The organism is Halomonas nitroreducens, from assembly GCF_003966155.1.
In the GTDB taxonomy this organism is placed as follows: Bacteria; Pseudomonadota; Gammaproteobacteria; order Pseudomonadales; family Halomonadaceae; genus Halomonas; species Halomonas nitroreducens.
Genome location: NZ_RXNS01000015.1, coordinates 73,472 through 97,918, shown reverse-complemented (window position 1 = coordinate 97,918; position 24,447 = coordinate 73,472). Strand labels below are relative to the sequence as shown.

Annotated in this window: 21 protein-coding genes; 14 read left to right on the top strand and 7 right to left on the bottom strand. The window is 69.7% G+C overall.

Features of this window, described 5'->3' with window-relative positions:
• The 10 genes from EKG36_RS15460 (at position 1) to EKG36_RS15415 (ending at position 12,716) form a co-directional block, all read left to right on the top strand.
• A complete protein-coding gene (locus tag EKG36_RS15460) occupies positions 1–768 on the top strand; it encodes an ATP-binding cassette domain-containing protein (protein WP_126485692.1) in 768 nt (255 codons plus the stop codon).
• 14 nt (positions 769–782) lie between these two features.
• Complete coding sequence (locus EKG36_RS15455) at positions 783–1,667, top strand: ABC transporter substrate-binding protein (protein ID WP_425459607.1); 885 nt, start codon at positions 783–785, stop codon at positions 1,665–1,667.
• On the top strand, positions 1,657–3,669 hold the full coding sequence (gene fhuB / locus EKG36_RS15450) for a Fe(3+)-hydroxamate ABC transporter permease FhuB (RefSeq protein WP_126485690.1): 2,013 nt from the start codon (positions 1,657–1,659) through the stop codon (positions 3,667–3,669). The genes EKG36_RS15455 and fhuB overlap by 11 nt, the downstream gene beginning before the upstream one ends.
• Before the next feature lie 196 nt (positions 3,670–3,865).
• The gene (locus EKG36_RS15445; protein ID WP_126485688.1) at positions 3,866–6,028 is read left to right on the top strand and encodes a TonB-dependent receptor; all 2,163 of its coding nucleotides are present in this window, start codon (positions 3,866–3,868) and stop codon (positions 6,026–6,028) included.
• 257 nt (positions 6,029–6,285) lie between these two features.
• Positions 6,286–7,755, top strand: a complete 1,470-nt coding sequence (locus EKG36_RS15440) for a DHA2 family efflux MFS transporter permease subunit (protein ID WP_126485686.1) — start codon at positions 6,286–6,288, stop codon at positions 7,753–7,755.
• Positions 7,752–8,825: an ABC transporter substrate-binding protein gene (locus tag EKG36_RS15435; protein ID WP_126485684.1), complete on the top strand. Its 1,074-nt coding sequence runs from the start codon at positions 7,752–7,754 to the stop codon at positions 8,823–8,825. Before EKG36_RS15440 ends, EKG36_RS15435 begins: the two co-directional genes overlap by 4 nt.
• Positions 8,819–9,817 carry a FecCD family ABC transporter permease gene (locus EKG36_RS15430; protein ID WP_126485681.1) on the top strand — a complete coding sequence of 333 codons (999 nt, stop codon included), beginning with the start codon at positions 8,819–8,821 and terminating at the stop codon, positions 9,815–9,817. The genes EKG36_RS15435 and EKG36_RS15430 overlap by 7 nt, the downstream gene beginning before the upstream one ends.
• 2 nt (positions 9,818–9,819) lie before the next feature.
• The gene (locus EKG36_RS15425) at positions 9,820–10,866 is read left to right on the top strand and encodes a FecCD family ABC transporter permease (protein WP_126485679.1); all 1,047 of its coding nucleotides are present in this window, start codon (positions 9,820–9,822) and stop codon (positions 10,864–10,866) included.
• Positions 10,867–10,950: 84 nt separating this feature from the next.
• On the top strand, positions 10,951–11,811 hold the full coding sequence (locus tag EKG36_RS15420) for an ABC transporter ATP-binding protein (protein ID WP_126485677.1): 861 nt from the start codon (positions 10,951–10,953) through the stop codon (positions 11,809–11,811).
• Positions 11,808–12,716, top strand: coding sequence for a ferredoxin family protein (locus EKG36_RS15415; protein WP_126485675.1), 909 nt, complete (start codon positions 11,808–11,810; stop codon positions 12,714–12,716). Before EKG36_RS15420 ends, EKG36_RS15415 begins: the two co-directional genes overlap by 4 nt.
• 90 nt (positions 12,717–12,806) lie before the next feature.
• On the opposite strand, the gene EKG36_RS15410 is transcribed toward EKG36_RS15415, so the two are convergent.
• The 4 genes from EKG36_RS15410 to EKG36_RS15395 are packed head-to-tail and all read right to left on the bottom strand — an operon-like array spanning position 12,807 to position 16,898.
• Positions 12,807–13,958 carry a metal ABC transporter permease gene (locus EKG36_RS15410; RefSeq protein ID WP_126485673.1) on the bottom strand — a complete coding sequence of 384 codons (1,152 nt, stop codon included), beginning with the start codon at positions 13,956–13,958 and terminating at the stop codon, positions 12,807–12,809.
• Positions 13,958–15,106, bottom strand: a complete 1,149-nt coding sequence (locus tag EKG36_RS15405; protein WP_126485671.1) for a metal ABC transporter permease — start codon at positions 15,104–15,106, stop codon at positions 13,958–13,960. Before EKG36_RS15405 ends, EKG36_RS15410 begins: the two co-directional genes overlap by 1 nt.
• On the bottom strand, positions 15,103–15,885 hold the full coding sequence (locus tag EKG36_RS15400; protein ID WP_126485669.1) for a metal ABC transporter ATP-binding protein: 783 nt from the start codon (positions 15,883–15,885) through the stop codon (positions 15,103–15,105). Before EKG36_RS15400 ends, EKG36_RS15405 begins: the two co-directional genes overlap by 4 nt.
• Positions 15,886–15,917: 32 nt before the next feature.
• Positions 15,918–16,898 (bottom strand): metal ABC transporter solute-binding protein, Zn/Mn family, encoded by a 981-nt coding sequence (locus EKG36_RS15395; RefSeq protein ID WP_126485667.1) that lies wholly within the window; start codon positions 16,896–16,898, stop codon positions 15,918–15,920.
• A 182-nt stretch (positions 16,899–17,080) separates the two neighbouring features.
• Here EKG36_RS15395 and EKG36_RS15390 point away from each other — a divergent pair, with 182 nt between their 5' ends.
• Entirely contained in the window at positions 17,081–17,641 is a 561-nt protein-coding gene (locus EKG36_RS15390; protein WP_126485665.1) for a PRC-barrel domain-containing protein, read from the top strand.
• Between the two features lie 79 nt (positions 17,642–17,720).
• Here EKG36_RS15390 and proX read toward each other — a convergent pair whose 3' ends face one another.
• Genes proX through EKG36_RS15375 form a run of 3 tightly spaced genes read right to left on the bottom strand, consistent with a single transcriptional unit; the run spans position 17,721 to position 21,000 of the window.
• The gene (gene proX / locus EKG36_RS15385; RefSeq protein WP_126485663.1) at positions 17,721–18,779 is read right to left on the bottom strand and encodes a glycine betaine/L-proline ABC transporter substrate-binding protein ProX; all 1,059 of its coding nucleotides are present in this window, start codon (positions 18,777–18,779) and stop codon (positions 17,721–17,723) included.
• 44 nt (positions 18,780–18,823) lie between these two features.
• A complete protein-coding gene (locus EKG36_RS15380; protein ID WP_221766096.1) occupies positions 18,824–19,750 on the bottom strand; it encodes an ABC transporter permease in 927 nt (308 codons plus the stop codon).
• Between the two features lie 2 nt (positions 19,751–19,752).
• Positions 19,753–21,000, bottom strand: a complete 1,248-nt coding sequence (locus tag EKG36_RS15375) for a quaternary amine ABC transporter ATP-binding protein (RefSeq protein ID WP_281274430.1) — start codon at positions 20,998–21,000, stop codon at positions 19,753–19,755.
• Positions 21,001–21,254: 254 nt separating this feature from the next.
• Here EKG36_RS15375 and EKG36_RS15370 point away from each other — a divergent pair, with 254 nt between their 5' ends.
• From EKG36_RS15370 to EKG36_RS15360, 3 genes are read left to right on the top strand one after another with little or no spacing between them, the layout of a single operon-like run.
• Positions 21,255–21,473: a DUF1656 domain-containing protein gene (locus EKG36_RS15370; RefSeq protein WP_126485659.1), complete on the top strand. Its 219-nt coding sequence runs from the start codon at positions 21,255–21,257 to the stop codon at positions 21,471–21,473.
• Positions 21,474–21,475: 2 nt separating this feature from the next.
• On the top strand, positions 21,476–22,336 hold the full coding sequence (locus EKG36_RS15365) for an efflux RND transporter periplasmic adaptor subunit (protein WP_126485657.1): 861 nt from the start codon (positions 21,476–21,478) through the stop codon (positions 22,334–22,336).
• A gap of 6 nt (positions 22,337–22,342) precedes the next feature.
• The gene (locus EKG36_RS15360) at positions 22,343–24,400 is read left to right on the top strand and encodes an FUSC family protein (RefSeq protein ID WP_126485655.1); all 2,058 of its coding nucleotides are present in this window, start codon (positions 22,343–22,345) and stop codon (positions 24,398–24,400) included.
• Positions 24,401–24,447 lie beyond the last annotated feature (47 nt).

Genomic DNA, 24,447 nt, shown 5'->3' with positions numbered 1-24,447 from the left:
ATGATCGAAACGCGCGCCGCCTCCTTCGAGGTCAACGGCCAGTGCCTGCTGCATCCCCTCGACCTGGCCTTCGATGAGGGCCGGGTCCATGGCCTGATCGGCCACAACGGGTCGGGCAAGTCGACCCTGCTCAAGCTGCTGGCCCGCCAGCAAGCCGCCAGCCGGGGCGAACTCAAGCTGGACGGCAAGCCGCTGACGGCCTGGGGTCATCGAGCCTTCGCTCGTCGGGTGGCCTACCTGCCCCAGCATCTGCCCGCCGCCGAGAACCTCACCGGGCGCGAGCTGGTGGGCTTCGGCCGCTATCCCTGGCATGGCCTGCTGGGCCGGCATGGCCGCGAGGACGAGGCAGCCATCGACCGTGCCCTGGCACTGACCCATACCGAGCCCTTCGCCGACCGCCAGGTCGATACCCTGTCCGGCGGCGAGCGCCAGCGGGTCTGGCTGGCCATGCTGCTCGCCCAGGGCAGCCGCTTCCTGCTGCTCGACGAGCCCCTCGCGGCCCTGGACATCGCCCACCAGGTGGAGGTGCTGGCCCTCACCCGCCGGCTGTGCCGGGAACTGGGCCTCGGGGTGATCATCGTGCTCCACGACATCAACATGGCATCACGCTACTGCGACCACCTGATGGCCCTGCACGGCGGCCGCCTGCTGGCCCAGGGCGCGCCATCGGAGATGATGAACGGCGACACCCTGCAGGCCATCTACGGCATTCCCATGCACGTCATGGCCCACCCGACCGGCGAGCACCGCGTCGCCATCGCCCACTAGGCCCGGAGATCGCCTTGCTTCGCCTTCGCCGTCCTGACCGACACCCCTGGCTCCGCTGGCTCTCCGGCCTGTTGACCGGGCTTTTGGCCACCTCGGCCACGGCCGGCCCGCCCCGCCTCGCCACGCTCGACTGGACCCTCGCCGAGACCCTGGTAGCCCTGGGCACCCCGCCCCGTGCCGTGGCCCAGGTCGAGGCCTACCACGCCTGGGTGGGCGAGCCGGCCCTGCCCGACACGACCACCGACCTGGGGCTGCGCAGCCAGCCCAACCTCGAGCTGCTGGCGGGCCTGATGCCGGAACGCATCCTGATCTCGCCGATGTTCGCCAACCTGACCCCCAGGCTCCAGCGCATCGCCCCGGTGGAGTCCCTGCCGCTCTACAGTCCCGGGCGCGACACCTGGAGCGAGATGCGCCAGCTGACCCGCTCGCTGGGCCGCCTGGTCGAGCGACCCGAGGCGGCGACGCGGCTGATCGAGGACACCGAGGCCCGGCTCGACACCCTGCGCCAGCGACTCACCGAGACGACACCGCCCCTGTTGGTGGTGCAGTTCATGGATAGCCGCCATGTGCGGGTGTTCGGCACGGGTGGCCTCTACCAGGCGGTGCTCGATCGGCTGGGCCTCGACAACGCCTGGAGCGGGCCCACCAACGCCTGGGGCTTCTCGCTGGTGGGCATCGAGGCGCTGGCCGGCATCGATGCCCGCCTGGCGGTGGTGGAACCCTATCCCGCCGGGGTCCACGAGGCCCTGGCCGAGGGCGGACTGTGGCAGCACCTGGTCGAGACGAGCCGCGGGGCCCCCATCGTGCTGCCGCCGGTCTGGAGCTTCGGCGCTCTGCCCTCGGCGACACGCTTCGCCGAGCTGCTGGTGACTGCCCTGGAGCCCGACGATGCCGCCTGACGTCCTCGCTCCCCGTCGCCCGTGGCGCCCCCGGCTGACCCCGAGGCGCCTCTGCCTGCCGCTGGCCCTCGGGGTGCTGGCCCTCGGCATCCACCACCTCCTCGCCGGCCCCGGCCTGGTGACAGGGCTCGCCGCCCTGTTCCGCGCCAGCGTCCCGGCCGAGGCGACCGCGACGCTGGTGCTGCACTACGCCTGGTGGCCACGGCTGGCCATGGCCCTGCTCGCCGGGGGCGGCCTGGCGCTGGCCGGGGTCCTGATGCAGCAGGTGCTGCGCAATCCCCTGGCCGCCCCCACCACCCTGGGCGTGGCCAGCGGCGCCAACCTGGCGCTGATGGCCGCGACCCTGATGGCCCCCGGCCTGCTGGGGCTGGGGCGGGAATGGGTGGCCCTGGCCGGCGGGGGCATGGCCATGGGCCTGGTCTTCGCCCTGGCCTGGCGGCGCGGCCTGGCGCCGGTGGTGGTGGTGCTCGGCGGCCTGGTGGCCAACCTCTACTTCGGCGCCCTGTCCATGGTCCTGCTGCTTTTCCATCAGGAGGAGCTCAAAGGGCTGCTGATCTGGGGGGCCGGGTCGCTTTCCCAGAACGGCTGGCAGGACGCCGCCTTCCTGGCGCCGCGCCTGGCGCTGGGCGCCCTGGCCGCGGCCTGGCTGCTGCGCCCGCTGGCGGTGCTGGAGCTTGACGAGGCCGGCGCCAGGAGCCTCGGGGTCTCGCTCAAGCACCTGCGCCTGGCCGGCCTGGGGCTGGCGGTCTTCCTCACCGGCTGCGTGGTCAGCGTGGTGGGCATCATCGGCTTCATCGGCCTGGCGGCCCCGAACATCGTGCGGCTGGCCGGCGCGCGGCGCCTGGGCGCGCGGCTCGCCTGGTCGACGCTGCTCGGCGCCCTGCTGCTGGCCACCACCGACCTGCTGCTGCAGCGCGTCTCGGGCCACCTGCCCACCCTGATTCCCACGGGGGCCACCACCGCGGCCCTGGGCGCGCCCCTGCTGCTGTGGCTGATCCCGCGGCTGCGCCTGGGCGGCGAGGCTCCGCCCCGGGAGGCCCGGGCCCTCGGCCGCCGGCATCCGTCCCCCGGGCGCCTGGCCAGCGGACTTGCCCTCGGCCTGCTGGGCCTCGCCGGGGTCGCGGTCCTGGCCGGCCAGGGCCCCGACGGCTGGCAGTGGGTCGCCCCCAGCAACTGGCACGTGCTGCAGTGGCGAGCCCCCCGGGCACTGGCAGCCGCCGGTTGCGGGGTGATGCTGGCCATCGCCGGCACCCTGATCCAGCGCCTCACCGCCAACCCCATGGCCAGTCCCGAGGTGCTCGGCATCAGCGGCGGCAGCGCCATCGCCCTGATGGGCGCCATCTTCCTGCTGCCCGCCCCGAGCAACCTGACCCTGGTGGCCGCCGGCACCCTCGGGGCACTCGCCAGCCTGGCGGTACTGGTGGGGCTGAACCGCCAGAGCGGCTTCCAGCCGGAACGGCTGCTGCTCACCGGGGTGGCCATCACCGCCCTGTTCGAGGCGGTCAAGGCCGTGGTGCTGGCCGGCGGCGATCCGCGGGGGCAGCAGGTCATCGCCTGGCTGTCCGGGTCCACCTACTACGTCGACCTGACCAGTGCCCTGGTGGTGAGCGTGGCGGCCCTGCTGCTGGCCCTGGTCGCCGCGCCGCTGACCCGCTGGCTGGACATCCTGCCCCTGGGCGGGGCCACCGCCACGGCCCTGGGCGTACCCCTGGCCCGCTCTCGCCTGGTGTTGCTGCTGCTGGTGGCGCTGCTCACCGCCGGGGCCACCCTGGTGGTGGGGCCGCTCTCCTTCGTCGGCCTGCTGGCCCCGCACCTGGCCCGGCTGCTGGGCTTCTCCCGGGCCGGCGCACATCTGCTCGGCGCCGCCCTGGCCGGGGCGCTGCTGATGGTGCTGGCCGACTGGCTGGGCCGCCAGTGGCTGTTCCCCGAGGAGATCCCCGCCGGCCTGGTGGCCTCGCTGCTCGGCGGCGCCTACTTCATGTGGGGGCTGCGCCGCCTCTAGCCGATGCCCCGGCGCCGGGGCATCGGCGCTGGAGCTCCCCGAGGCTGCCAGCCCCGCCCGTGGCGGCGACAGAATACTTTGAAAACGATTATGATAATCGTTATCATTTGATCCGCTCTATATCAGCGTCATTCGCGAGCTCTCACAACAACAAGCCACTCGCGCCATTCAGGATCAACCAAGGAACGCCCGTCAGATGCCCACCCTTTCTCTATCGCCTCATACGCGACTGCTGCCCCTCGTGCTGTTCTCCGCCCTGCCCGCCACGGCCCTCGCCCAGGCCACCACGAGCACCGAGTCCGAGCAAGCGGCCGGCGGTGACGAGCTGAACCCCATCGTCATCACCGCCACCCGTAGCAAGAGTACCGAGGGCGAGACCTCCCAGAAGGTCACCATCATCACCCGCGAACAGATCGAGCAGCAGCTGGCGATCACCCAGGACCCCGGCCAGGTGCTCAGTAACCTGATCCCCTCCTACTCGCCCAGTCGCCAGAAGCTCTCCAACGCCGGCGAGTCCTTCCGCGGTCGCTCGCCGCTGTTCCTGGTCGATGGCGTCCCCCAGAGCAACCCGCTGCGCGACAGCGCCCGCGACAGCTATACCATCGACCTCTCCATGGTCGAGCGCATCGAGGTCATCCACGGGGCCAGCGCCGAGCATGGCCTGGGGGCCACCGGCGGCATCATCAACTACGTGACCAAGCGTCCCGACGGCGCCGGGGTCCGCCAGCATGCCGGCGTCAGCCTGACCAGCGACGACGACTTCGAGTCGGATGGCTTCGGCCACAAGCTCGACTATCGCCTCAGCGGCCAGGACGGCGACTGGGACTACCTGGTAGCCGCCAGCCGCCAGGAACGCGGTGTCTTCTACGACGGCAACGACGAGCGCGTGGGCATTGCCTACCCCGGCGAGCTCCAGAACTCCACCAGCTACGACCTGCTGGCCAAGGCGGGCTACTGGTTCGACGACGACCAGAATCTCGAGGTGGCAGTCAATCACTTCGAGCTGGAGGGTGACGGCGACTACGTGCCGGTGCCCGGCGATCGTGATGCCGGCATCGCGACCACCGCACGCAAGGGCGACCCGGATGGCGAGCCTGGCTATAACGAGGTCACCACCGCCCGGCTGTCGTATTCCCACACCGACTTGCTCGGCAACAGCCTGGACGCCCAGCTCTACAGCCAGCGCTTTCGCGCCCGGTTCGCCACCACGCCCTACTTCCCCTACCAGGTCGACGGCGAGACCCGCTTCGACCAGACCCGCAACGAGTCCGACAAGGTGGGCGCCAAGTTCACCCTGTCCCGGGACGGCCTGCTTAACGATCGCCTGACCCTGACCACCGGCCTCGACCTGCTCCAGGACGAGACCCGCCAGGAACTGGTGCATACCGGCCGCACCTATGTCCCGGAAAGCCAGTTCCGCAACTATGCGGTCTTCCTGCAGGGCGACTATGCCCTGACCGACGCCCTGAGCGTCAACGCGGGGGTCCGCCACGAGCAGGCCGAGCTGAACGTCGACGATTTCAGCACCCTCGATCGCACCACCGACGATGGCGACCCCAAGGACGTGACGCAGGACCTGGTGGATGTCGACGGCGGCAGCCCCGACTTCGACGAGACCCTGTTCAACGCCGGCCTGGTCTACCAGGCCACCGACTGGGCCCAGCTCTACGCCAACTACTCCGAGGGCTTCGGCATGCCCGACGTGGGCCGGGTGCTGCGCGGCATCGAGGCCCCCGGCCAGGACGTCGATACCCTGCTGACGCTGCAGCCCATCGTCACCGACAACCGCGAGATCGGCGCCCGCTTCGACTGGGACCGCTACGGGCTCGAGCTGAGCTACTACGAGTCGAACTCCGACTTCGGCGAGCGCCTGACCGAGGAGAATGGTGTCTGGGTCGGCAACCGCGAGAAGACCGAGATCCAGGGCTTCGAGATCACCGGCGATGCTCGCCTCAACGACGCCCATGAGCTGAGCCTGTCCTACACCCATGCCGAGGGCGAATCGGACACCGACGGCGATGGCCGCGTGGACACCGAGCTGACCGGCATCAACATCGCCCCGGACACCCTGAAGCTGGGCTGGAGCGCCGCCTGGAGCGAGAAACTCTCCTCGCACCTGCAGTACCGCTACTACTTCGACCGCAGCGTCGACGATCCCGAGCTCGAGTTCGACGGCTATGGCCTGGCAGACGCCTCCCTGACCTATCGCCTGCCGGTGGGCCGCGCCAGCCTGGGTATCGAGAACCTCACCGACGAGGACTACTTCACCTACTACTCCCAGGCGGCCCGCGTCAGCGACGACTACTACTTCAAGGGGCGCGGTCGGACCCTCACCCTCGGGTACCAGGTCGACTTCTGAGTCGGAGCCGAAGCGTCCGAGTGACCTGGCTTGTTGAGCGGCGCCCCATGGCGCCGCTTTTTTGATGGTTCATTGCAGCTTGCCGGACCATGCGGCTCGGGGATGCACATCCTTCCCCCGATGGCCCCGCCCCGGTCTTCTCGCAATTGATAACGTTTTGCATTTGACGTTGTGCCGTGTCATCATCCTGCCCCCATGACGCGTTGCGCAGTGGCGTTCTGCCAGGCAACGCCCCGTGCCCCGCTAAGTGAACGTCCATGCCGAATGCTCCCGGGCATGGCGGCAAGGTGCTGTTCAGTGTGCTGCTGGGCACCTTCACCGTCAGCCTCAACAACAGCGCCCTGAACCTGGCCGTGGCCGACCTGATGGCCACTTTCGACGCCCGCGCCTCGGAGGTCAGCTGGGTGGTGACGCTGTTCATGATCAGCATGGGCATGACCATGCCACTCACCGGCTACCTGGCCGACCGCTTCGGCCGCCGGCGCGTCTACCTGCTGGGCCTGTGGGGGTTTCTGGCGGGCTCCGCGCTCGGCGCCATGGCCCAGGGCCTGACCGGCATCCTCCTCGCACGCGGACTGCAGGGCATGGCCGCGGGACTGATGATTCCCCTGTCCCTGTCGCTGATCTTCTCCGCCTATCCCGGCGACCAGCGAGGCCGTGCCAGCGGGATCTGGGGCTTCGCCGTGATGATCGCCCCGGCCATCGGCCCCAGCGTCGGCGGGCTGCTGCTCGAGGTCAGCCACTGGCGGGCGCTGTTCCTGATGAACATGCCGTTCGCGCTGCTGGGGCTGCTGTGCGGCTATCGCTATCTACCAGCCGACTCCGTCAACCGTCGGCGTCGGTTCGACCTGCCCGGCTTTGCGCTGATCACCCTGGGCATGGGCGCGGTGCTGTTCTCCCTCAGCCGGGTGGAGTCGCTGACCGACCTGTGGCGCATCCAGGCCCTGCTGCCACTGACCGCCGGAGTGCTGGCCCTGTGCCTCTTCGTGCGCGTCGAAGGGCGCGCCCGGACGCCCCTGCTCGACCTGTCGCTGTTCGCCCAGCGGGGGTATCGGCTCAGCGTCATCCTGGCCTGCCTGCAGTCGATCATCCTGTTCGGCTGTGTCCTGCTGGTGCCACTGTGGATGCAGACGGCGCTGGGGTTCGGTCCGCTGACCACTGGCCTGGTGTTTCTGGCCACCGCGCTGGCCGCCTCCGTCTGCTCCCCCGTCGCGGGTCACCTGATCGACCGCTACCCGCCACACTGGTGCATTGGCGCCGGACTGCTGATCACCCTGGCCAGCCTGCTGGGACTCGCTACCCTGACCGAGGCCACGCCGGTGTGGATGATCGGCGCCTGGATGGGCCTGCGCGGCCTCGGCCTCGGCTGCGCCTACCTGCCGGCCACCGCCGTGGGCATGCAGAACCTGCCCGAGCCGCACATCGCCCAGGCCTCGGCGATGAACAACATGGCCAGGCGCCTGGTCTCCTCGCTCGGCATCGTCGCGCTGTCCATCCACTACGACACGGCCGTACAGGCCGCGCTGCAGCGGGGCATGCCCTATACCGAGGCGAGCGCCGCCGCCCTCCAGCATGCCTTCCTGGCCCTGGCAGCGATCGCCATGGGCTGCCTGCCGCTGGCCTGGCGGCTCGGCCGCGCCATGACGCGCCACGCGCCTGCGGCGCCCGGCGACATGCCATCCCCCGATCACGCCCTGACGACCGCATCCGCCAGGAGGCCACAATGACGACCCGCGCCCGAATCCGCCATCGCTGGCTGGCAATGCTGCTGGTCACCCTCATGCCGTGGGGGGCCACCGCCCTCGCCGCCGACGATGCCCGCGACGGGCGAACCGTCGCCAATGCATTCGGCGACACGCGCCTCCCCGCCACGCCACGGCGCGTCGTCACCCTCTACCAGGGCGCAACGGACAGCGCGGTGGCACTGGGCCTCACGCCGGTCGGCGTCGTCGACTCCTGGCTGGAGCCGCCCATGTATCGCTACCTGCGTGAGGCCCTCGCCGGCGTGGAGCACGTCGGCCTGGAGACCCAGCCCAACCTGGAGAAGGTGGCCTGGCTGGCCCCCGACCTGATCATGGCCACGCGCTTTCGTCATGAGCGGGTCCGGCCGCTGCTGGAGAAGATCGCGCCGACGGTGGCTACCGGCAGCGTCTTCGACTTCAGGGCCTCCCTGGCCCTGCTGGCCGAGGCCACCGGCCGCAAGGCCCGCGCCCAGGAGCTGCTGCAGGACTGGGACGAACGCGTGGCGGACTTTCGCCGGCGGATCAAAGACACCCTGGGCGGCGCCTGGCCGCAGAAGGCCGCCGTGGTCCGCTTCAAGAGCGACCATGTGCGCCTCTACTCCACGGGATTCGCCGGCTCGATCCTGGATGAGCTGGGCTTCGAGCAGCCGGGCTCCGTGCAGGATCAGGGCTGGGGCATGAAGCTGACCAGCGAGGAGAACATCCCGGTCATGAATGCCGACGTGATCTTCGTGCTGCTGGAGCCGGATGATCCCGCCATCGCGGAGAACTATCGGCACTGGACCTCCCATCCTCTCTGGCAGCGGCTGGACGCCGTGCAGCACCGGCGCGTCTTCGAGGTGGATGCAGTGAACTGGATCATGGGCGGCGGCATCCTGGCCGCCAACGCCATGCTGGACGACCTCTACGCCCACTACGGGCTGAATCAGCCCCGCAGCCCCATGACGCCAGGGCCGGCCATATCGACCGAGGCGGCCTCCTCCAACCCTGCGTCCTGCGCCGGAAAGGCGTCCGCGATGGCTCCGGCTCGAGACGAGGTACTCGCCGCATGCTGAATCACCGGGTTTCCCGTGTCGCCGGGCTGCTGCTGGGCCTGGCGCTGGTCGCGGCGGCCTTCGTGGCGAGCGTCATGCTGGGCACCACGGAGATCGCCCCGCCGACCTTCGCCCAGGCCCTGATGCACTACGACCCCTCCCGGGTCGCGCATATCATCATTCACACCGAGCGTCTGCCGCGGGCGGTGATTGCCGCCCTGGTCGGCGCGAGCCTGGCCATCGCCGGCGCCCTGATGCAGACCATGACCCGCAACCCCCTCGCCTCGCCGGGCATCCTGGGCATCAACGCCGGGGCCATGTTCTTCGTGGTGATCGCGGTCTCGCTGCTGCCCCTCCATACGCCGGCCGAGTACGTCTGGGCGGCGCTGTTGGGCGCCCTGGTCGCGGCCTGCCTGGTGGTGGTCCTGAGTCGTGGTCGCCAGGGGGAGCTCTCGCCGCTGCGGGTCGTGCTGGCGGGCGTGGCGATCACCGCCATGTTCGTCTCGTTCAGCCAGGGCCTGCTGATCATCGACCGGCAGAGCTTCGAGAGCGTGCTGTACTGGCTGGCCGGTTCGGTGTCCGGGCGCGAGCTGTCCCTGGTGGTGCCGCTGCTGCCACTGTTCGGCGGCGCCCTGCTGCTGTGCGCCCTGCTCGTCCGCCACGCCAATGCCCTGATGCTGGGCGATGACATGGTCAAGGGACTGGGCATGCGCGCCGGCACCATCAAGCTGTTGCTCGGCCTGGTGGTAATCCTGCTCGCCGGCAGCTCGGTCGCGCTCGCCGGCATGATCGGCTTCGTCGGCCTCATCGTGCCGCACATGGCGCGGGGGCTCTTCGGCGTCGACCATCGCTGGCTGCTGCCGGCCTGCGCCCTGCTGGGCGCGAGCCTGCTGCTGCTGGCCGACGTGGCCTCGCGCTTCCTGATGCCCCCTCAGGACGTCCCGGTGGGGGTGATGACCGCCCTGATCGGCACGCCCTTCTTCATCTACCTGGCGCGCAGCAAACAGGCCTGACCATGACGCATTCCGCTTCCCTGAACCAGACAGGCGAGGGCACCACCGATGCCCCACGGGCACGCTACCTGCGCATCGCGACCCTGCTCGGGCTGTTGCTGCTGACCAGCATGGGCCTGTCACTCGCCCTCGGCAGCTTCCCCACCTCGTTCGTCGAGGTGGGGCACGCGCTGGTCACCCCCCAGGACAGCGACATCGCCTTCATCGTCTGGGAACTGCGCCTACCGCGCATCGTGCTGGCCGTGCTGGTGGGGGCGGCTCTCGCCGTGGCCGGCGCCATCCTCCAGGCCATCGTGCGCAACCCGCTGGCCTCCCCGGACGTGATCGGCATCACCAGCGGCGCCGCCCTGGCCGCCGTGGCCTTCCTGGCACTGTTCGGCACCGCCCTGAGCATCCACTGGCTACCGGCCTCGGCGCTGACCGGCGCACTGCTGGCCGCCCTGCTGGTGTTCCTGCTGGCCTGGCAGCGCGGCATCAGCCCCTCGCGCATGGTGCTGGTCGGCATCGGGCTCTCCGCCGCCATGGGGGCCGTGACCACCCTGCTGATCGTGATCAGCGACGATGCCGCCGCCATGTATGCCTATGTATGGTTGACCGGCAGCCTCTACGCCGCCCAGTGGCAGGACGTGCTCGGCCTGCTGCCCTGGCTGCTGGTCGCCGTTCCCCTGTGCCTGACCCGGGCTCGTCACATGGATGCCATGGCGCTGGGGGACCAGGTGGCCCAGGGGCTCGGCGTGCACGTCTTGCACAGCCGGCTGGTGCTGATGGCCTGCAGCGTGTCGCTGGCGGGCGCGGCCGTGGCCTTCGCCGGGGGGCTGAGCTTCGTGGGGCTGATCGCGCCCCATATCGCCGCCCGCCTGGTGGGACGGGGCTTCGCCCGGCTGGTGCCCACCGCCGCCCTGATCGGCGCTCTGATCGTGCTCTACGCCGACCTGCTCGGGCGGGTGGCGTTCCTGCCCAAGGACCTGCCCGCCGGCATCTTCGTCTCGGGGGTGGGCGCGCCCTTCTTCGTCTATCTATTGCACCGCACCCGCTACCGCAGTGGCTGAATCACCGAACCGCTCGATGTTGAAAATGAGAATTTTTTGCTTTACGTTGCCTTGGCCCAGCCGTCACATCAACGAGCCCGCCCCATGCCCTCGACACCAGCCAAGACGCCTCGACTGACCGGCGAAGCCCTGCACGCCGGGTACGAGTCCCGCCGCGTCCTGGACGGCGTCGACCTGGCGGTGGCCGAGGGCCAGCTGACGGTACTGCTCGGCCCCAACGGCAGCGGGAAGTCGACGCTGCTCAAGACGCTGGCGCGCACACTGACGCCCAGTGCCGGCCGGGTCTGTCTGGATGGCCAGGACATCCATCGCCGCAACACCCGCGAGGTGGCCCAACGCCTGGGCATCCTGCCGCAGGGGCCTTCCGCCCCGGAGGGGCTGACGGTCAGGCAGCTGGTCGGCATGGGGCGCTTCCCCCACCGGCGGCTGTGGCGACAGGATGCCGAACGGGACGCCCGCGCCATCCACGCGGCGATGGCCTATACCGATGTCGCGGCCTTCGCCGAGCGCAGTGTCGACGCGCTCTCCGGCGGTCAGCGACAGCGTTGCTGGATCGCCATGGTGCTGGCACAGGAGACGGACCTGATCCTGCTCGACGAGCCCACCACCTTTCTCGATCTCAAGGTGCAGGTGGACCTGCTGGAGCTGCTGTCTCGCCTGGCCCACGAGCACGGCCGCACCCTGCTGCTGGTGCTGCACGACCTGAACCTGGCCGCGGCCTACGCGGATCGGCTGGTCATGATGCGCGACGGGCGCATCGTCACCAGCGGCACGCCACGGGACGTGTTCACGGCCACCCACCTCAAGGGGGTCTTCGATCTCGATGCCCGGGTCCTCGAGGATCCCGAGACGGGCAGCCCGATCTGCGTGCCGACCCCCCGGCGGGGGGCCAGGCCGTCCGCCCGGCCCGCCTCGCCCACCGTCGACCGGCGCTGTATCTCGTGAGTCATACCTTCTGTGCGGACCTCAGCCGCGAGCAGCATGATCCGCTGGCCGGCAGTGCCGCCCATGCCGACCGCAACCTGCTGATCAGCTGGCCCCGCGCCAAGTGGACACGCAACCTGCGCCATGCCAGCGACATGCCGGACAACCTGGTGCGAAGGCTCGATGCCATCGCCGCCGAGGGGCGGCGGGTCAACCTGATCCATCGCCGCGAACAGCCAGGCGACATCCACCAGGTGTTCCTGATGCCCGAACGCCGGCGCTTCGTCGTGCCGCGCGCGGCACTGGAGGCGTTCCTGGCCGCCTGGCAGTCAGGGTCGCCGCTGACGGAATGGGAAAGGGGGACGGTCGACCGGGAGCTGGTGCTGTGCTGCACCCACGGCAAGAAGGACAAGTGCTGCGCCAAGTACGGCTACCAGACCTACAAGCAGCTGGCCGAGGTCGTCGCGACGCACGCCCTGCCCTTCGAGGTATGGGAAAGCAGCCACCTGGGCGGTTGCCGCTTCGCGGCCAGCATCATCCTGCTGGCACCGGTGCGCAAGTATGGCCGCATCACGCCGGAGCAGGCCTTGCCCTTCCTGCAGGCAGAGGCGCGCGGCTGTCGCTTCCTGCCCGGCTATCGCGGTGACTCCCGGCTGACACCCGCGCAACAGTGTGCCCAGCTCGCGGCCCTGACCTCACTGGAACCGCGCTACCCGGCCGCCCGCCTGACCCTTCAGGAAGACACCGGCGACGAGCATCGGCGACGCCTGCTATGGCGATGGGAGCGAGCGGACGCTCAAGGTCGCCTGCAGGTCGTCTGCGAAACGACCACGATCCGGCGGGTCGACACGTGTTCCGATCTGCACGACGGTCCCTCCGACAGCCTCGTCTGGCAGGCCACCGAGGTCACCGCGCTGCAGGCGTGAGACCGGCGCTCCCCTGCCTGTATCGGCATCACCGGCATCGGACGCATGTCGGCAGGGGCCCTCGACGCACACGCCGGTAGGCTGGCATGGCTAACCACCTCCCGCGCGCGCTTCCCGCCGCCCCGGCTCGAGGATCTCCCGGGCCAGCTCGCGACCGGCCGAGGTCAGGGTCAGGGTGTCGCCGGCGCGCACGATCAGGTGCCGCTCGCAGCTGCGCTCCACCACCCGCCGGGCCCTGGCGTCGTCCCACAGCAGGTGCTCGCGCAGCGCCCGGGTGACGTTCTCCTCGTGCTGCTCGGGGGTGCCCTCGTGGTTGTAGAGGTGCACGGCCAGAGTGCGGATCTCGTTGAGCCGGCGCTGGCCGCGGCGGCGCAGCCACTGGGCGACCAGCCCGTAGCGGGGCCCGGCGAGGAAGGCCAGCATCAGCAGGACGCCGGTCATCACCGCCATCATGCCGCCGATGGAGACGTTCCAGGCCACCGCCAGGGTGTAGCCGCTGATGCTGGCGGCGATGGACACCAGGATGCCGTAGAAGAACATCAGCCACAGCCGATCGGTGAGCAGGTAGGCGGTGGCCGGCGGGACGATGACGAAGGCCACGAAGAGCACCGCGCCCACGGCGTCGAAGGCCGCCACCGCGGTGCCGCTGGTCAGCAGCAGCAGGCCGTAGAAGAGCACTCCGGGCGCCAGTCCCAGGGCCCGGGCCAGGGTCTCGTCGAAGGTGGCGAGCTTGAGCTCCTTGTAGAAGAGGCCCACGAAGGCGGCGTTGAGCAACGTCATCGCGCCCATGGACAGCAGCGCCCGGGGCACCCGAAGGTCGCCGAGGGTGACGGTATCCAGCCACACGAAGCCGATCTCGCCGAGCAGCACCGTGTGGGTGTCGATGTGCACGTCCCGGGCGTAGAGGTTGAGCAGCAGCACGCCGATGGAGAACAGCACCGGGAACACCAGGCCGATGGCGGCGTCCTGCTTGACCCGCCGGGTCCGCACCAGCAGCTCGGTGAGCACCACGGTCAACAGTCCGGTCAGGGCGGCACCCAGCAGCTGCACCGGGCCGCTCTGCTGGTGGGTGAGCAGCCAGACGATGACGATGCCGAAGACGATGGCGTGGCCGATGGCATCGGAGAGCATGCTGTTGCCGCGCAGCACCAGGAAGGTACCCACCAGCGAGGAGGCGATCCCCACCAGGGCGCCCACCAGCATGATCATCAGCGGCACGTTGTCGAACAGTGCGGCCAGCATCAGGCCTCCTCCCCGTTCAGCGAGGCCAGGATACGCTCAGCCTCGGCGATGCCGGCCGGGGTCAGTACCCAGCGCCGCTCGGGGCCGGGCTCGGCGGGCGGCGCCTCCCCCCATTCGACCAGGCCACGCCGTTCGAGCTTGCGCAGCGCCGCCCGGGTACCCAGGCCATGATAGGTGTCGAGCATGCCCTGTTCGGAGCGATAGACGGGGTCCTCGTGGTGGGCGGCGAGCCGGTACAGGGTGGTCAGCACCTGCTGATCGCGCAGCCGGCGCCGCCCCCGCCACAGCCGCAGCGCCGCCCAGATCAGGCCGCGGCCCGGGGCCAGGGTGATCGACACCAGCACCACCGCGGAGACGCTGAGGATGATCAGCGGACCGGTGGCCAGTCCCCGGGACAGGGCGCTGAGCAGGGCGCCGAACACGCCGCCGGCCACCCCGATGGCCGCGGCCAGCCACACCATGTCCTCGAGCCGATGGCTCCACTGGCGCGCCGCCACCGCCGGGGCGATGACCATGGCGGCCATCAGCACCACCCCCACCATCTGCAGGCCAACCACCACGGCAAGCGCGATCATCACCGTGAGCAACACCTCGAGCCAGACCACCGGCATGCCGAGGGAGGCGGCGAACTCGGGGTCGAAGGTGACCAGCTTGAACTCCTTCCACAGCGCCGCCACCAGCGTCAGCGCCGCGGCGGTGATGGCGCCCATGATCCAGACGTCCGAACGCAGGGTGGCCGCCGCCTGGCCGAACAGGAAGGCGTCGAGCCCCCCCTGGGCGGCGTTGTTCATGCCCTGGATATGGGTCAGCAGCACCACGCCCAGGGCGAAGAAGACGCTCAGGGCGATGCCCAGGCCGGCATCGGTCTTGAGCCGGCTCATGCGGGTCAGCAGCAGCATGACCAGGGCGGCCAGGGCGCCGGTGGCCAGCGCCCCGAGCAGGATGCTGCCCATGTGCCGGGTGCCGGCGATGATGAAGCCCAGGCAGACCCCGGGCAACGCGGAATGAGACATGGTGTCGCCGAGCAGGCTCTGCTGGCGCAGCACCGCGAAGCTGCCCAGAACCCCGCTGATCAGCCCCAGCAGGGCGGCGCCGGCGACCACGTTCTGAATGGTGTAGTCCTGCAGGAGCGCCAGGAAGCCCGTCATGAGCCGGAAGCCTGATTGGAGAGGAACCCGGTCTCGTCGAGCAGGGCAATCTGGCCACCGTAGGCCCGCTTGAGGTTGTCGGCGGTGTAGATCTCATGAACCGGCCCCTGGGCGATGACCCGCACGTTGAGGATCAACAGCCAGTCGAAGTAGCTGCGCACCGTCTGCAGGTCATGGTGCACCACGATCAACGTCTTGCCGTCGTCGCGCAGGCGGCGAAGGATGTCGACGATGGCCCGCTCGGTGGTGGCGTCGACCCCGGCCATGGGCTCGTCGAGGAAGTAGACGTCGGCCTGCTGGACCAGCGCCCGGGCCAGGAAGACCCGCTGCTGCTGGCCGCCGGAGAGCTGGCTGATCTGGCGGCGGGCGAAGTCCGCCATGCCGACCTGTTCCAGGGCCGCCATGGCCTCGTCGCGTTCCCGCCGTCCAGGGCGCTTGAGCCAGCCCAGCCGGCCATAGAGCCCCATGGTGACCACGTCCAGGGCAGTGGTGGGGAAGTCCCAATCGACGCTGGAGCGTTGCGGCACGTAGCCCACCCGCCGGCGCCGCGCCTTGTAGGGCAACCCGAACAGCCGCACATGGCCGGCCACCACCGGCACCAGCCCCAGCACGCTCTTGATCAGGGTGCTCTTGCCGGCACCGTTGGGGCCGACGATGCCCGCCATCACGCCGGGCGGCACATCGAAGTCGATGTCCCACAGCACCGGCTTGCTCTGGTAGCTGACGGTCAGGTCCTCGACGTGCAAGGCGAGGTCCGGTTCATGCAGCGAAAGTGTCATGACGGTGCTTTCCTGTCGGTCGGCGGCCGGGCCTACTCCATGGGGACATCCCAGCGCTCTGCCCAGCCGGCCAGGGCCTCGGGCAGCGGCGCCGGGGTGCCACCGAGCGCCTCGACGATATGTCGGGTATTGGCGTGGAGCATGCCGATATAGGTGCCATCGGCGGTGCCCGCTTCGCCCATGGCGTCGGAATAGAGCTGGCCGCCGATCGCCACCGCCTGGCCCCGCTGTCGGGCGGCGTCGATCACCGCCTGGACGGTGCGCGGATTGATGGTGCTCTCGATGAACACCGCCGGCACCTCACGCTCCACCACCACCTCGGTCATGGCACGGATGTCGGCCACGCCGGTCTCGGTCTCGGTGCTGATGCCCTGGATGCCGGCGACCTCGATGCCGTAGGCCCGGCCATAGTAGTTGAAGGCGTCATGGGCGGTGACCAAAATGCGCTGGGCCTCGGGGATGGTGGCGATGCTCTCGCCGATCCAGCCGTGGAGCGCCTCGAGTTGGCGGCCATAGGCCTCGGCGTTGGCCTGGATCGCCGCCTCGCATTCGGGGCGCGCCTCGGTAATCGCCGTGGCCAGGGTGGGGAGGGTCTGGGCCCACAGCGAGACGTCCATCCACAGGTGGGGGTCGATGCCGTAGACATCCTGGACGGTGATCAGGTCGGCGGGCTCGATGGAGGACGGCGCCACCGCCACGGTCGGCTTGATCTCGGCGAAGCGCCCCAGCACCTCGCCGAGCTGGCCTTCCAGGGAATAGCCCGAGTAGAGGATCAGCTCGGCGCCCTGGAAGGTGGCCACATCCCGGGCGCTGGCCTGATAGAGGTGCGGGTCCACACCGGGGCCCATGATGGCCGTGACCTCGACGCACTCGCCGCCGACCCGGGCCGCCACGTCGCCGATCATGCCGATGGTCACCACGGCCTCCACCGGGTCGGGCGCCTGGGCGCCGGCGCCGCCGGCGGCCAGCCACAGCGGCGCCATCAGGGCGATCGCCGCCCGCCGAATTCTCATCGCAGCCCTCCCGAAGCCATGCCTGACGAGGCAGGTATAGCATCCGCCATGGCCCCGAGTAAAAGCCCGGGCTTTAACACTTCGTTACCAGGGCGACTGAACCCCGGGCGCCGATGAGGACACTAACGATTGCCTGGCAACGTCAGGTGTCATGAATGGACCCTCATGAAAGGAGAGACAGGATGACCCTCGACACACCGCATACCCGCGCCCTGACCGCCGCCCTGATCGCCGGCGGCATGGCCGTTTCCGTGAGCGCCCAGGCCGAGACCCAGGGCCTCTACTCCGCCGACGAACTGCTCGACGCCGATGTCTACACCCAGGCCAATCCCGACGTGGAGATCGGCGAGGTGGAGGATGTGCTGCTCGACAACGACATGCGCCTGCGCGCCCTGGCCATCGATACCGGCAACTTGCTCGACATGGGCCAGAAGCAATACGTCATCGAGACCAGCCACTTCACCGTGGAGACGCACAACGGCAACAGCCTCGACGACATGGAGTACCGCGTCCAGGTCGATCTCAGCGAGCAGGCCATTACCCAGCAACCGGAATACACCGACACCTGGTGGAGCGAGGCCCGCCAGAACATGCAACAGGCCTGGAGCGAGACCAAGCAGGGCGCCGCCAGCGCCTGGGATACCACCCAGGAAGGCGCCTCTGAAGCCCTGGATCGCATCGGCAACGCCCTGAAGGCAGCCGGCGAGAAGACCCAGCAGGCCGCCGAGGACGCTACCCAGTAACGCCCCTTCCCACTCCCCTCGCTACCCGCCGGGCCGATGTCGGCCCGGGGGGTGGTGGGTAATGGCGTACCGTGGGCGCCTACTCGCCTTCCGTCCTCGCTGCCTGGCGGGCCCGATCGAGCCAGCCATCGACGTCGTCGCGGTGCGCCGCGATCCACTCCTCGGCGTGGCGCTGGATGTCCTGGGCACTGTCCTCGCCATCGAACATCTTGGCATTCTGGGCAAAGATGTCGTCGACCGGGATGCGGACCTCTTCGAACAGCTCCGCTGCCGCCGGGTTCTCTGCGGCGAAGGCGCTGTTCACCACCGGCCGGATGTCGTTGGCCGGCCAGCCCAGGTTGCAGGGGTTCTCGGTGCAGCCCTCGACGCCCTCGACCACGGTATCGTCCTCGAAGTCCTGCTGTTCCTCCGGCAGGGAGGCCTCGTCCACGGTGATCCACACCACGTCCTTGCCCGGCTCGAGCAGGCCCACCGTCCAGTTGGGGGTCCAGGTGTAGAAGAAGATCGAGCCGCCCTCCTGGTAGCGCCCCAGGGCATCGGCCATGGAGGCGGAATAACTTGCCTTGATCGGCTCGACGGTATCGCTGAGGCCATAGGCCTCGAGATGGTGGGCAATCACCAGCTCGCAGCCCCAGCCCGGCGGGCAGGCGACCAGCTCGGCCTTGCCGTTGCCGTCGGAGTCGAACAGGGCGGCGATCTCGGGGTCCTTGAAGTCCTCGAGGCCGGTGATGCCGTGCTCATCGGCGGTCTTCTTGTCCACCAGGTAGCCCTGCAGGGCGCCGCCCTGGGCCACGTAGCCGATCAGCTCGGCCCCCGCCCGGAAGGTCCGGCGATAGGTGTTGTGCAGCGGGAACCAGCCGTTCACCCAGAAGTCCACGTCGCCCTGGGCCACCGACTGATAGAAGGGCGGGTTGTCGAGGGTGGTGGGCCGGTCCACCTCATAGCCCAGTTCCTCCAGCAGGTGGCTGTAGACGGCGGTCGGGAACCAGCCGGTGTCCCAGGTGGCCCGGGCCGGAGTCACGTCCACCCCCTCGCCGGGCAGGTGCTGGTCGGCCAGGGCCACCCCCGGCACCAGCGACAGGGCCAGGGCGAGGCCCGCCCAGCCCAGGGCATGTGTGGCGTTGCGACTAGGATGCATACGATTCCCTCCTCTGTAAGCCCCGGGATCGGCCCGGGGAAGACTCATGAAACGTCGTCCCTGTCGGTCTTGCTGACTCCCTTGGACAGCAGTTTCTTGAAGGAGCGCTTGCCGCCGGCATCGGCGCGTCCGCCCTCGCCCAGCGCCTGGGTGACGCGATCGAGCAGGATCGCCAGCAGCACGATGCCGATGCCCCCCAGGCTCGCCTTGCCGATGTCCAGGCGCCCCAACCCGGTGAACACCGTGAGTCCCAGGCCGCCGGCGCCGATCAGCGCGGCGATCACCACCATCGACAACGACAGCATCAGCGTCTGGTTGAGCCCGGCCATGATGGTGCGCAGCGCCAGCGGGATCTGGATCTCGAAGAGCAGCTGGCGCCGGGTCGCGCCGAAGGCCAGGCCGGCCTCGACCAGCTCGCCCTGCACCTGACGGATGCCCAGGTTGGTCAGGCGGATGATCGGTGGCAGCGCGAAGATGATGGTGGCGATGACGCCGGGTACGATGCCCACGCCGAACAGCATCACGATGGGCACCAGGTACACGAAGGGCGGGATGGTCTGCATGATGTCCAGCACCGGCCGGATCACGCTGGCGAAGCGATCGCTGCGGGCCGCGAGGATCCCCAGGGGCACCCCCACGATCGTGCAGAAGGTCACCGCGGTGACGATCATGGCCAGGGTGATCATGGTTTCCCGCCAGATGCCCAGCAGATCCAGGAAGACCACCGCCGCCAGGGCGAAGATGGCCACCCGAGAGCCGGCGGCCCGCCAGGCGATCAGCGGCACCACCACCACGAACACCGGATAGGGCAGCCAGAGCAGGAAATCCTCGAGACCGCTCAACACCTGATCGATCGGCCACTGCAGCGCCTGGAAGACCGGGCGGAAGTTCGGCACCAGCCAATCCTTGACCGCCACCTCGATCCAGTCGTCGAGGGGCAGGGTGTAGAAGTCGGAGATACTGTCGGCCATGGTCATTCCTCCCTCGCCGCCAGAGGGGCGGAGGCTTCGGCACGGCGGGACGTCTCGCCCTCGCCCGGCTCCCCGGCCAGAAGCGCGAAGACCCGCAGAGGGTCGACGGTGCCTTGCAGGCGCCCGGTGTCGTCGAGCACCGCGATGGGCAGACCCTGGGCGCAGGCGCCATAGAGCTCGATCAGCTCCTGGTCGGCCCGGGCCACCGGGTAGTCGGGCTGCATCAGGTCACGCAAGGCGTCATCCTCGGCCGACGCCAGCTCCGCGCGCACCAGGATGCCCAGCGGGTAGCCGTCCGTGTCGACCACGTGGAGGCCCGCCACGCCGTGCTCGTCGCAGCGCCGCCGGGCCGTCGCCGGGTCGTCATCCGGCGTCACGGTGGGCGCCTCATGACTCAGCCGCCCCATGCGGAAGACCCGGCCGCGATCCACATCACGGGTGAAGGCGGCGACGTAGTCGTCGGCGGGGTCGGCGACGATCTCCTCCGGCGTGCCGGTCTGCACGAAGCGACCGTCCTTCATGATGGCGATGCGGTCACCGATACGCAGGGCCTCGTGCAGGTCGTGGGTGATGAACAGGATGGTCATGTGCAGCTGTGCCTGGAGGGCCAGCAGCTCGTCCTGCATGTCGCGGCGGATCAAGGGATCGAGGGCGCTGAAGGGCTCGTCCATCAGCATGATATCGGGATCCACGGCAAGCCCCCGGGCCAGCCCCACCCGCTGCTGCATCCCGCCACTGAGGTTGTCGGGCGGGACGTCGGCATAGGCCTCGAGCCCCACCTGCTCCAAGGCTCGCCGGGCCTTGTCGCGGCGCTCACCGGGCGGCACCCCGCGCACCTTGAGGCCGAATTCGACGTTCTCGCCGACGGTCTTGTGGGGGAAGAGCGCGAAGTGCTGGAAGACCATGGACAGCTTGTGGGCGCGCAGCTCGCGCAGGGCGCCGGCGTCCATGGCCACCACGTCCTGGCCGTCCAGCAGGATGCGTCCCCGCGTGGGGTCGATGAGCCGATTAAGGCAACGAATCAGGGTCGACTTGCCGGAGCCGGAGAGGCCCATGACCACGAAGATCTCGCCCTGGTCGACGGTGAAGGAGACGTCGGCGACGGCGGCCACGGAGTGGGTGTCAGCATAGATGCGATCCTTGGCCTGGCCGGCCTGCACCCGGCGGATCGTCTCGTCGGGGTCCGGGCCGAAGACCTTGAACAGGTGCTCCACGCAGACCTTCTGGTGTGATGCGATGCCAGCGTTCACGCCACCCCCTTCGCACGCAAGGCGAACGGTGGCTCGACGCCACTTCAGGCGGTCGGCTTCCTGCCGACTAGATCGCAGGAAGGTAGCGCCGAGCGTCGAACGCCCGGACGCAGCCTAGCCTCATGTCTTCATGGCGACATGAGCCCTGTATACCGAAATCTAGGAAGTCGTCCCATGAGCGTCAAGGCGCGGACCGTGCCGGCACCGCCGGGGGCTGTTATAATAGCACGCTAACCATATAGCCGGGAGCAGCCATGGGACTCCGGGAAATCGCCATCGGCGGCCTCTATCTCTCGCCACTGCTGCTGTATGTCCTGCTCGGGCTGGCCGTCGCGCTGCTGGTACGCGCCCTGCTCCACCACCTGGTGGGCACGAGGCGCCTGTGGTTCGAGGCCTGGTTCGATACCGCGCTCTTCGTGATCTGCACCGCCGCGGTCGCCTTCCTGTCCTCATCCGCCGCCGGAGTCGCCTAATCATGCGCATCCTGCTACGCAGTCTCGTGACCCTGGCCATCGTGGCCTTGGCCATCGCCGCCGGCCTATGGCTGTGGCACTACTACCTCTTCACTCCCTGGACCCGGGATGGCCGAGTCAGGGCCGACGTCGTCACCATCGCTCCCGACGTCTCGGGTCAGGTCGTGTCGCTGGCGGTCAGGGACAACCAGCGCGTTGCCGAGGGCGAGACGCTGTTCCGTCTGGACCCGGCACGCTACCAGGCGACGGTGGACAAGGCCGAGGCGGTGGTCGCGCAGCGCCAGGCCGAGCTGGAGCTTCGCCAGCACGAGGCCTCGCGCCGTAACCGCCTGAGCCGGCAGGCGATCAGCGACGAGACCCGCGAGACCTCGCGCATCGACAGCCACGTGGCGGCCGCCGCCCTGGACCAGGCGCGCAGCGAGCTGGCGACTGCCCGCCTCGACCTGGCACGGACCACCCTCAGGGCACCGGCCGCGGGCCACGTGCTCAACCTCCAGCTGGCCGAGGGCAATTACGTCAACGCCGGCAACCCGGTGATGGCGCTGGTCAAGGCGAACTCCTTCTATGTCACCGGCTATTTCGAGGAAACCAAGATCGAGCGGATCGCCGTGGGCGATCCGGCGCGGGTGACCCTGATGAGCGGCAACGCCACGCTCGACGGCCACGTCGAGAGTCTCGGCCGCGGCATCGCCGACCCCAACACCGCCTCCAACGCCCAGCTGCTGCCTCAGGTGGAGCCGACCTACAGCTGGGTGCGCCTGGCCCAGCGCATCCCGGTACGCATCACGCTCGAGGAGCTCCCCGAGGGGACGGTGCTGAGCGCCGGCATGACGGCCTCGGTGCACATCGAGCCGACGGAGTAACCGCGCATGTCGCCCTGGCTGGAGGCCTACCTGATACCCAGTGGCCAGGCCGTACGGTTCGCCGTCAAGGCGACCCTCGCCATGCTGCTGGCGCTCTATGTGGCGCTGTGGTGCGACCTCGAGCGCCCCTACTGGGCACTGATCTCGGCGGCCTTCCTGCAGATCCGCCCGATGAGCGGCATGGTGATCGAAAAGGGCTTGAGCCAGCTCGCCGGCACCCTGGTCGGCTGTGGGGTCGGGATCGCCATCATGGCGCTGTTCGCCCAGGCGCCCGTCTCGGCGCTGGCGAGCCTGACGCTATGGATCATGCTGTGCACCTACGGCAGCTCGCTGCTGCGCAACAATGCCTCCTACGGCTGCATCATGGGCGGGGTCACCGCCATGCTGATCGTGGTGATCGGCGCGAGCCAACCCGACGGCATCTTCGCGATCGCCGTGGCGCGGCTGTCGGAGCTGGCCCTGGGCGCGGTCTGCGCCACCCTGGTCAGCGCCCTGCTGTGGCCCATCCGGGTCCGCGACCACCTGGCCGACCAGGCGGACCAGGTGATCAACGAGGCCTTCCGACACGCCGGGCAACGGCTGTCGGACAGCGCCGACCTCGGCACGCTTCAGGCCAGCCTGACCGGCAGCCTCGGTCCTCTCACCCAGCTCGAGACCGACAGCCAGGCTGCCCGCTACGAGGGACCCGAGGGGCCGGGACGGATCCGCGCCAGCCATGTGCTGACCCGCCGCACGCTGCGCCTGATGGCCACGCTGCATGCCCTCCAGCAGCTGCTGCACCACTACGGCGACCGCCTGGATCCCGGCACCCGCCACCTGGCCGACGACCTGGCCCGGGAATTGGGCGATGCCGCGGAAGCGACGGGGATCCCCCAAGCCCGCCGGCGCCTCCAGACGCTGCGCCACCGGGCCCTGGCCGGCCCCGACAACCAGGTCACACCGCTGGCGCAGCGCGTCCGCCTGGGGCTGCGCGAGACGCTGGGGCATGCGCTGGTCATGCTCGATGCCCGCGAGGCGATCCCCCATCCCGGACGCCGACGCCTGCGGGGGGCGGCCCTCGCCTGGCACCGCGACCACTTGGCCGCCGGCCTCAACGCCCTGCGCGCGGGGGTCGTCTTCGTGACCCTGGCGGCCTTCTGGCTGGCCACGGGCTGGAGCAACGGCCAGGTGGCCATGCTGATGGGCACCCTGGGCTCCGCCTTCTTCGCCAGCCGGGACAACCCCGCCGCGGTGAGTCTGATGTTCGCCAAGGGCATGCTGGCGGCGATCCCCAGCGCCTTCCTGTTCGGCCATGTGCTGCTCGCCCAGGCCAGCGGCTTCCCCATGCTGGCGATGTTCTTGCTGCCGCCGCTGTTCCTGGGCCTGCTGGGCGCGGCCTCACCGCGCCTGATGGGCTACTGCCTGGCCTTCACCATCGGTAACATCCTGCTGACCATGCCCGGTAACGGCATGGATTTCTCCCTCGACGGCTTTTTCAACCGCGCCATCGCGGTGATGATCGGGTTGGGTGCGGTGGTCTCCGGCTTCCGCCTGATCCCCGGCCTCGGGCCGCGGCTACACCAGCGCCGGCTGGTCGGTGCGATCGCCCGCGACCTGCGTGCCTTTCCGGCCGCTCCCGTGCCCGAGGCGGAGACCCGTTTCATCGGCGGCATGGCCGACCGCCTGCTGCAGCTGGCCCGTCACGACGACATGCTGCACGAGGATCAGCGCCACCTCTTTTCCCTGGGCCTGACCGGGCTGGATATCGGCTATGCCTGCCTGCAGCTGCGCCGGCGGCTCGACGACCTGGGCGGCGCCCCCCTGCCCCGGGCCCGGCGGGCGTTCTTCGCCGCACTGGCCAGCGCCTTCGAGGACAGTGCCCGAGGGCGCCCCCCCGGCGAGGTGTATCGTACCGGGACCGAGCTGGTGGCGGCCCTCGACGACCGGCAGGCGCTGAGCCCCCGCCAGCGGACGATGATCGCCGGGCTCGTGGAGCGTCTCGACCTGGCGCTGCACCATCAGGCCGAACGGGCGCGGGCTTCCGGGCTCCCGCCCGTCGCCGCTGCCTCCTCGGCGTCGACCTGACGTCCGGGCGGGCAGGGAACGCACCGCCATTCACCCTCTGCAAGGAA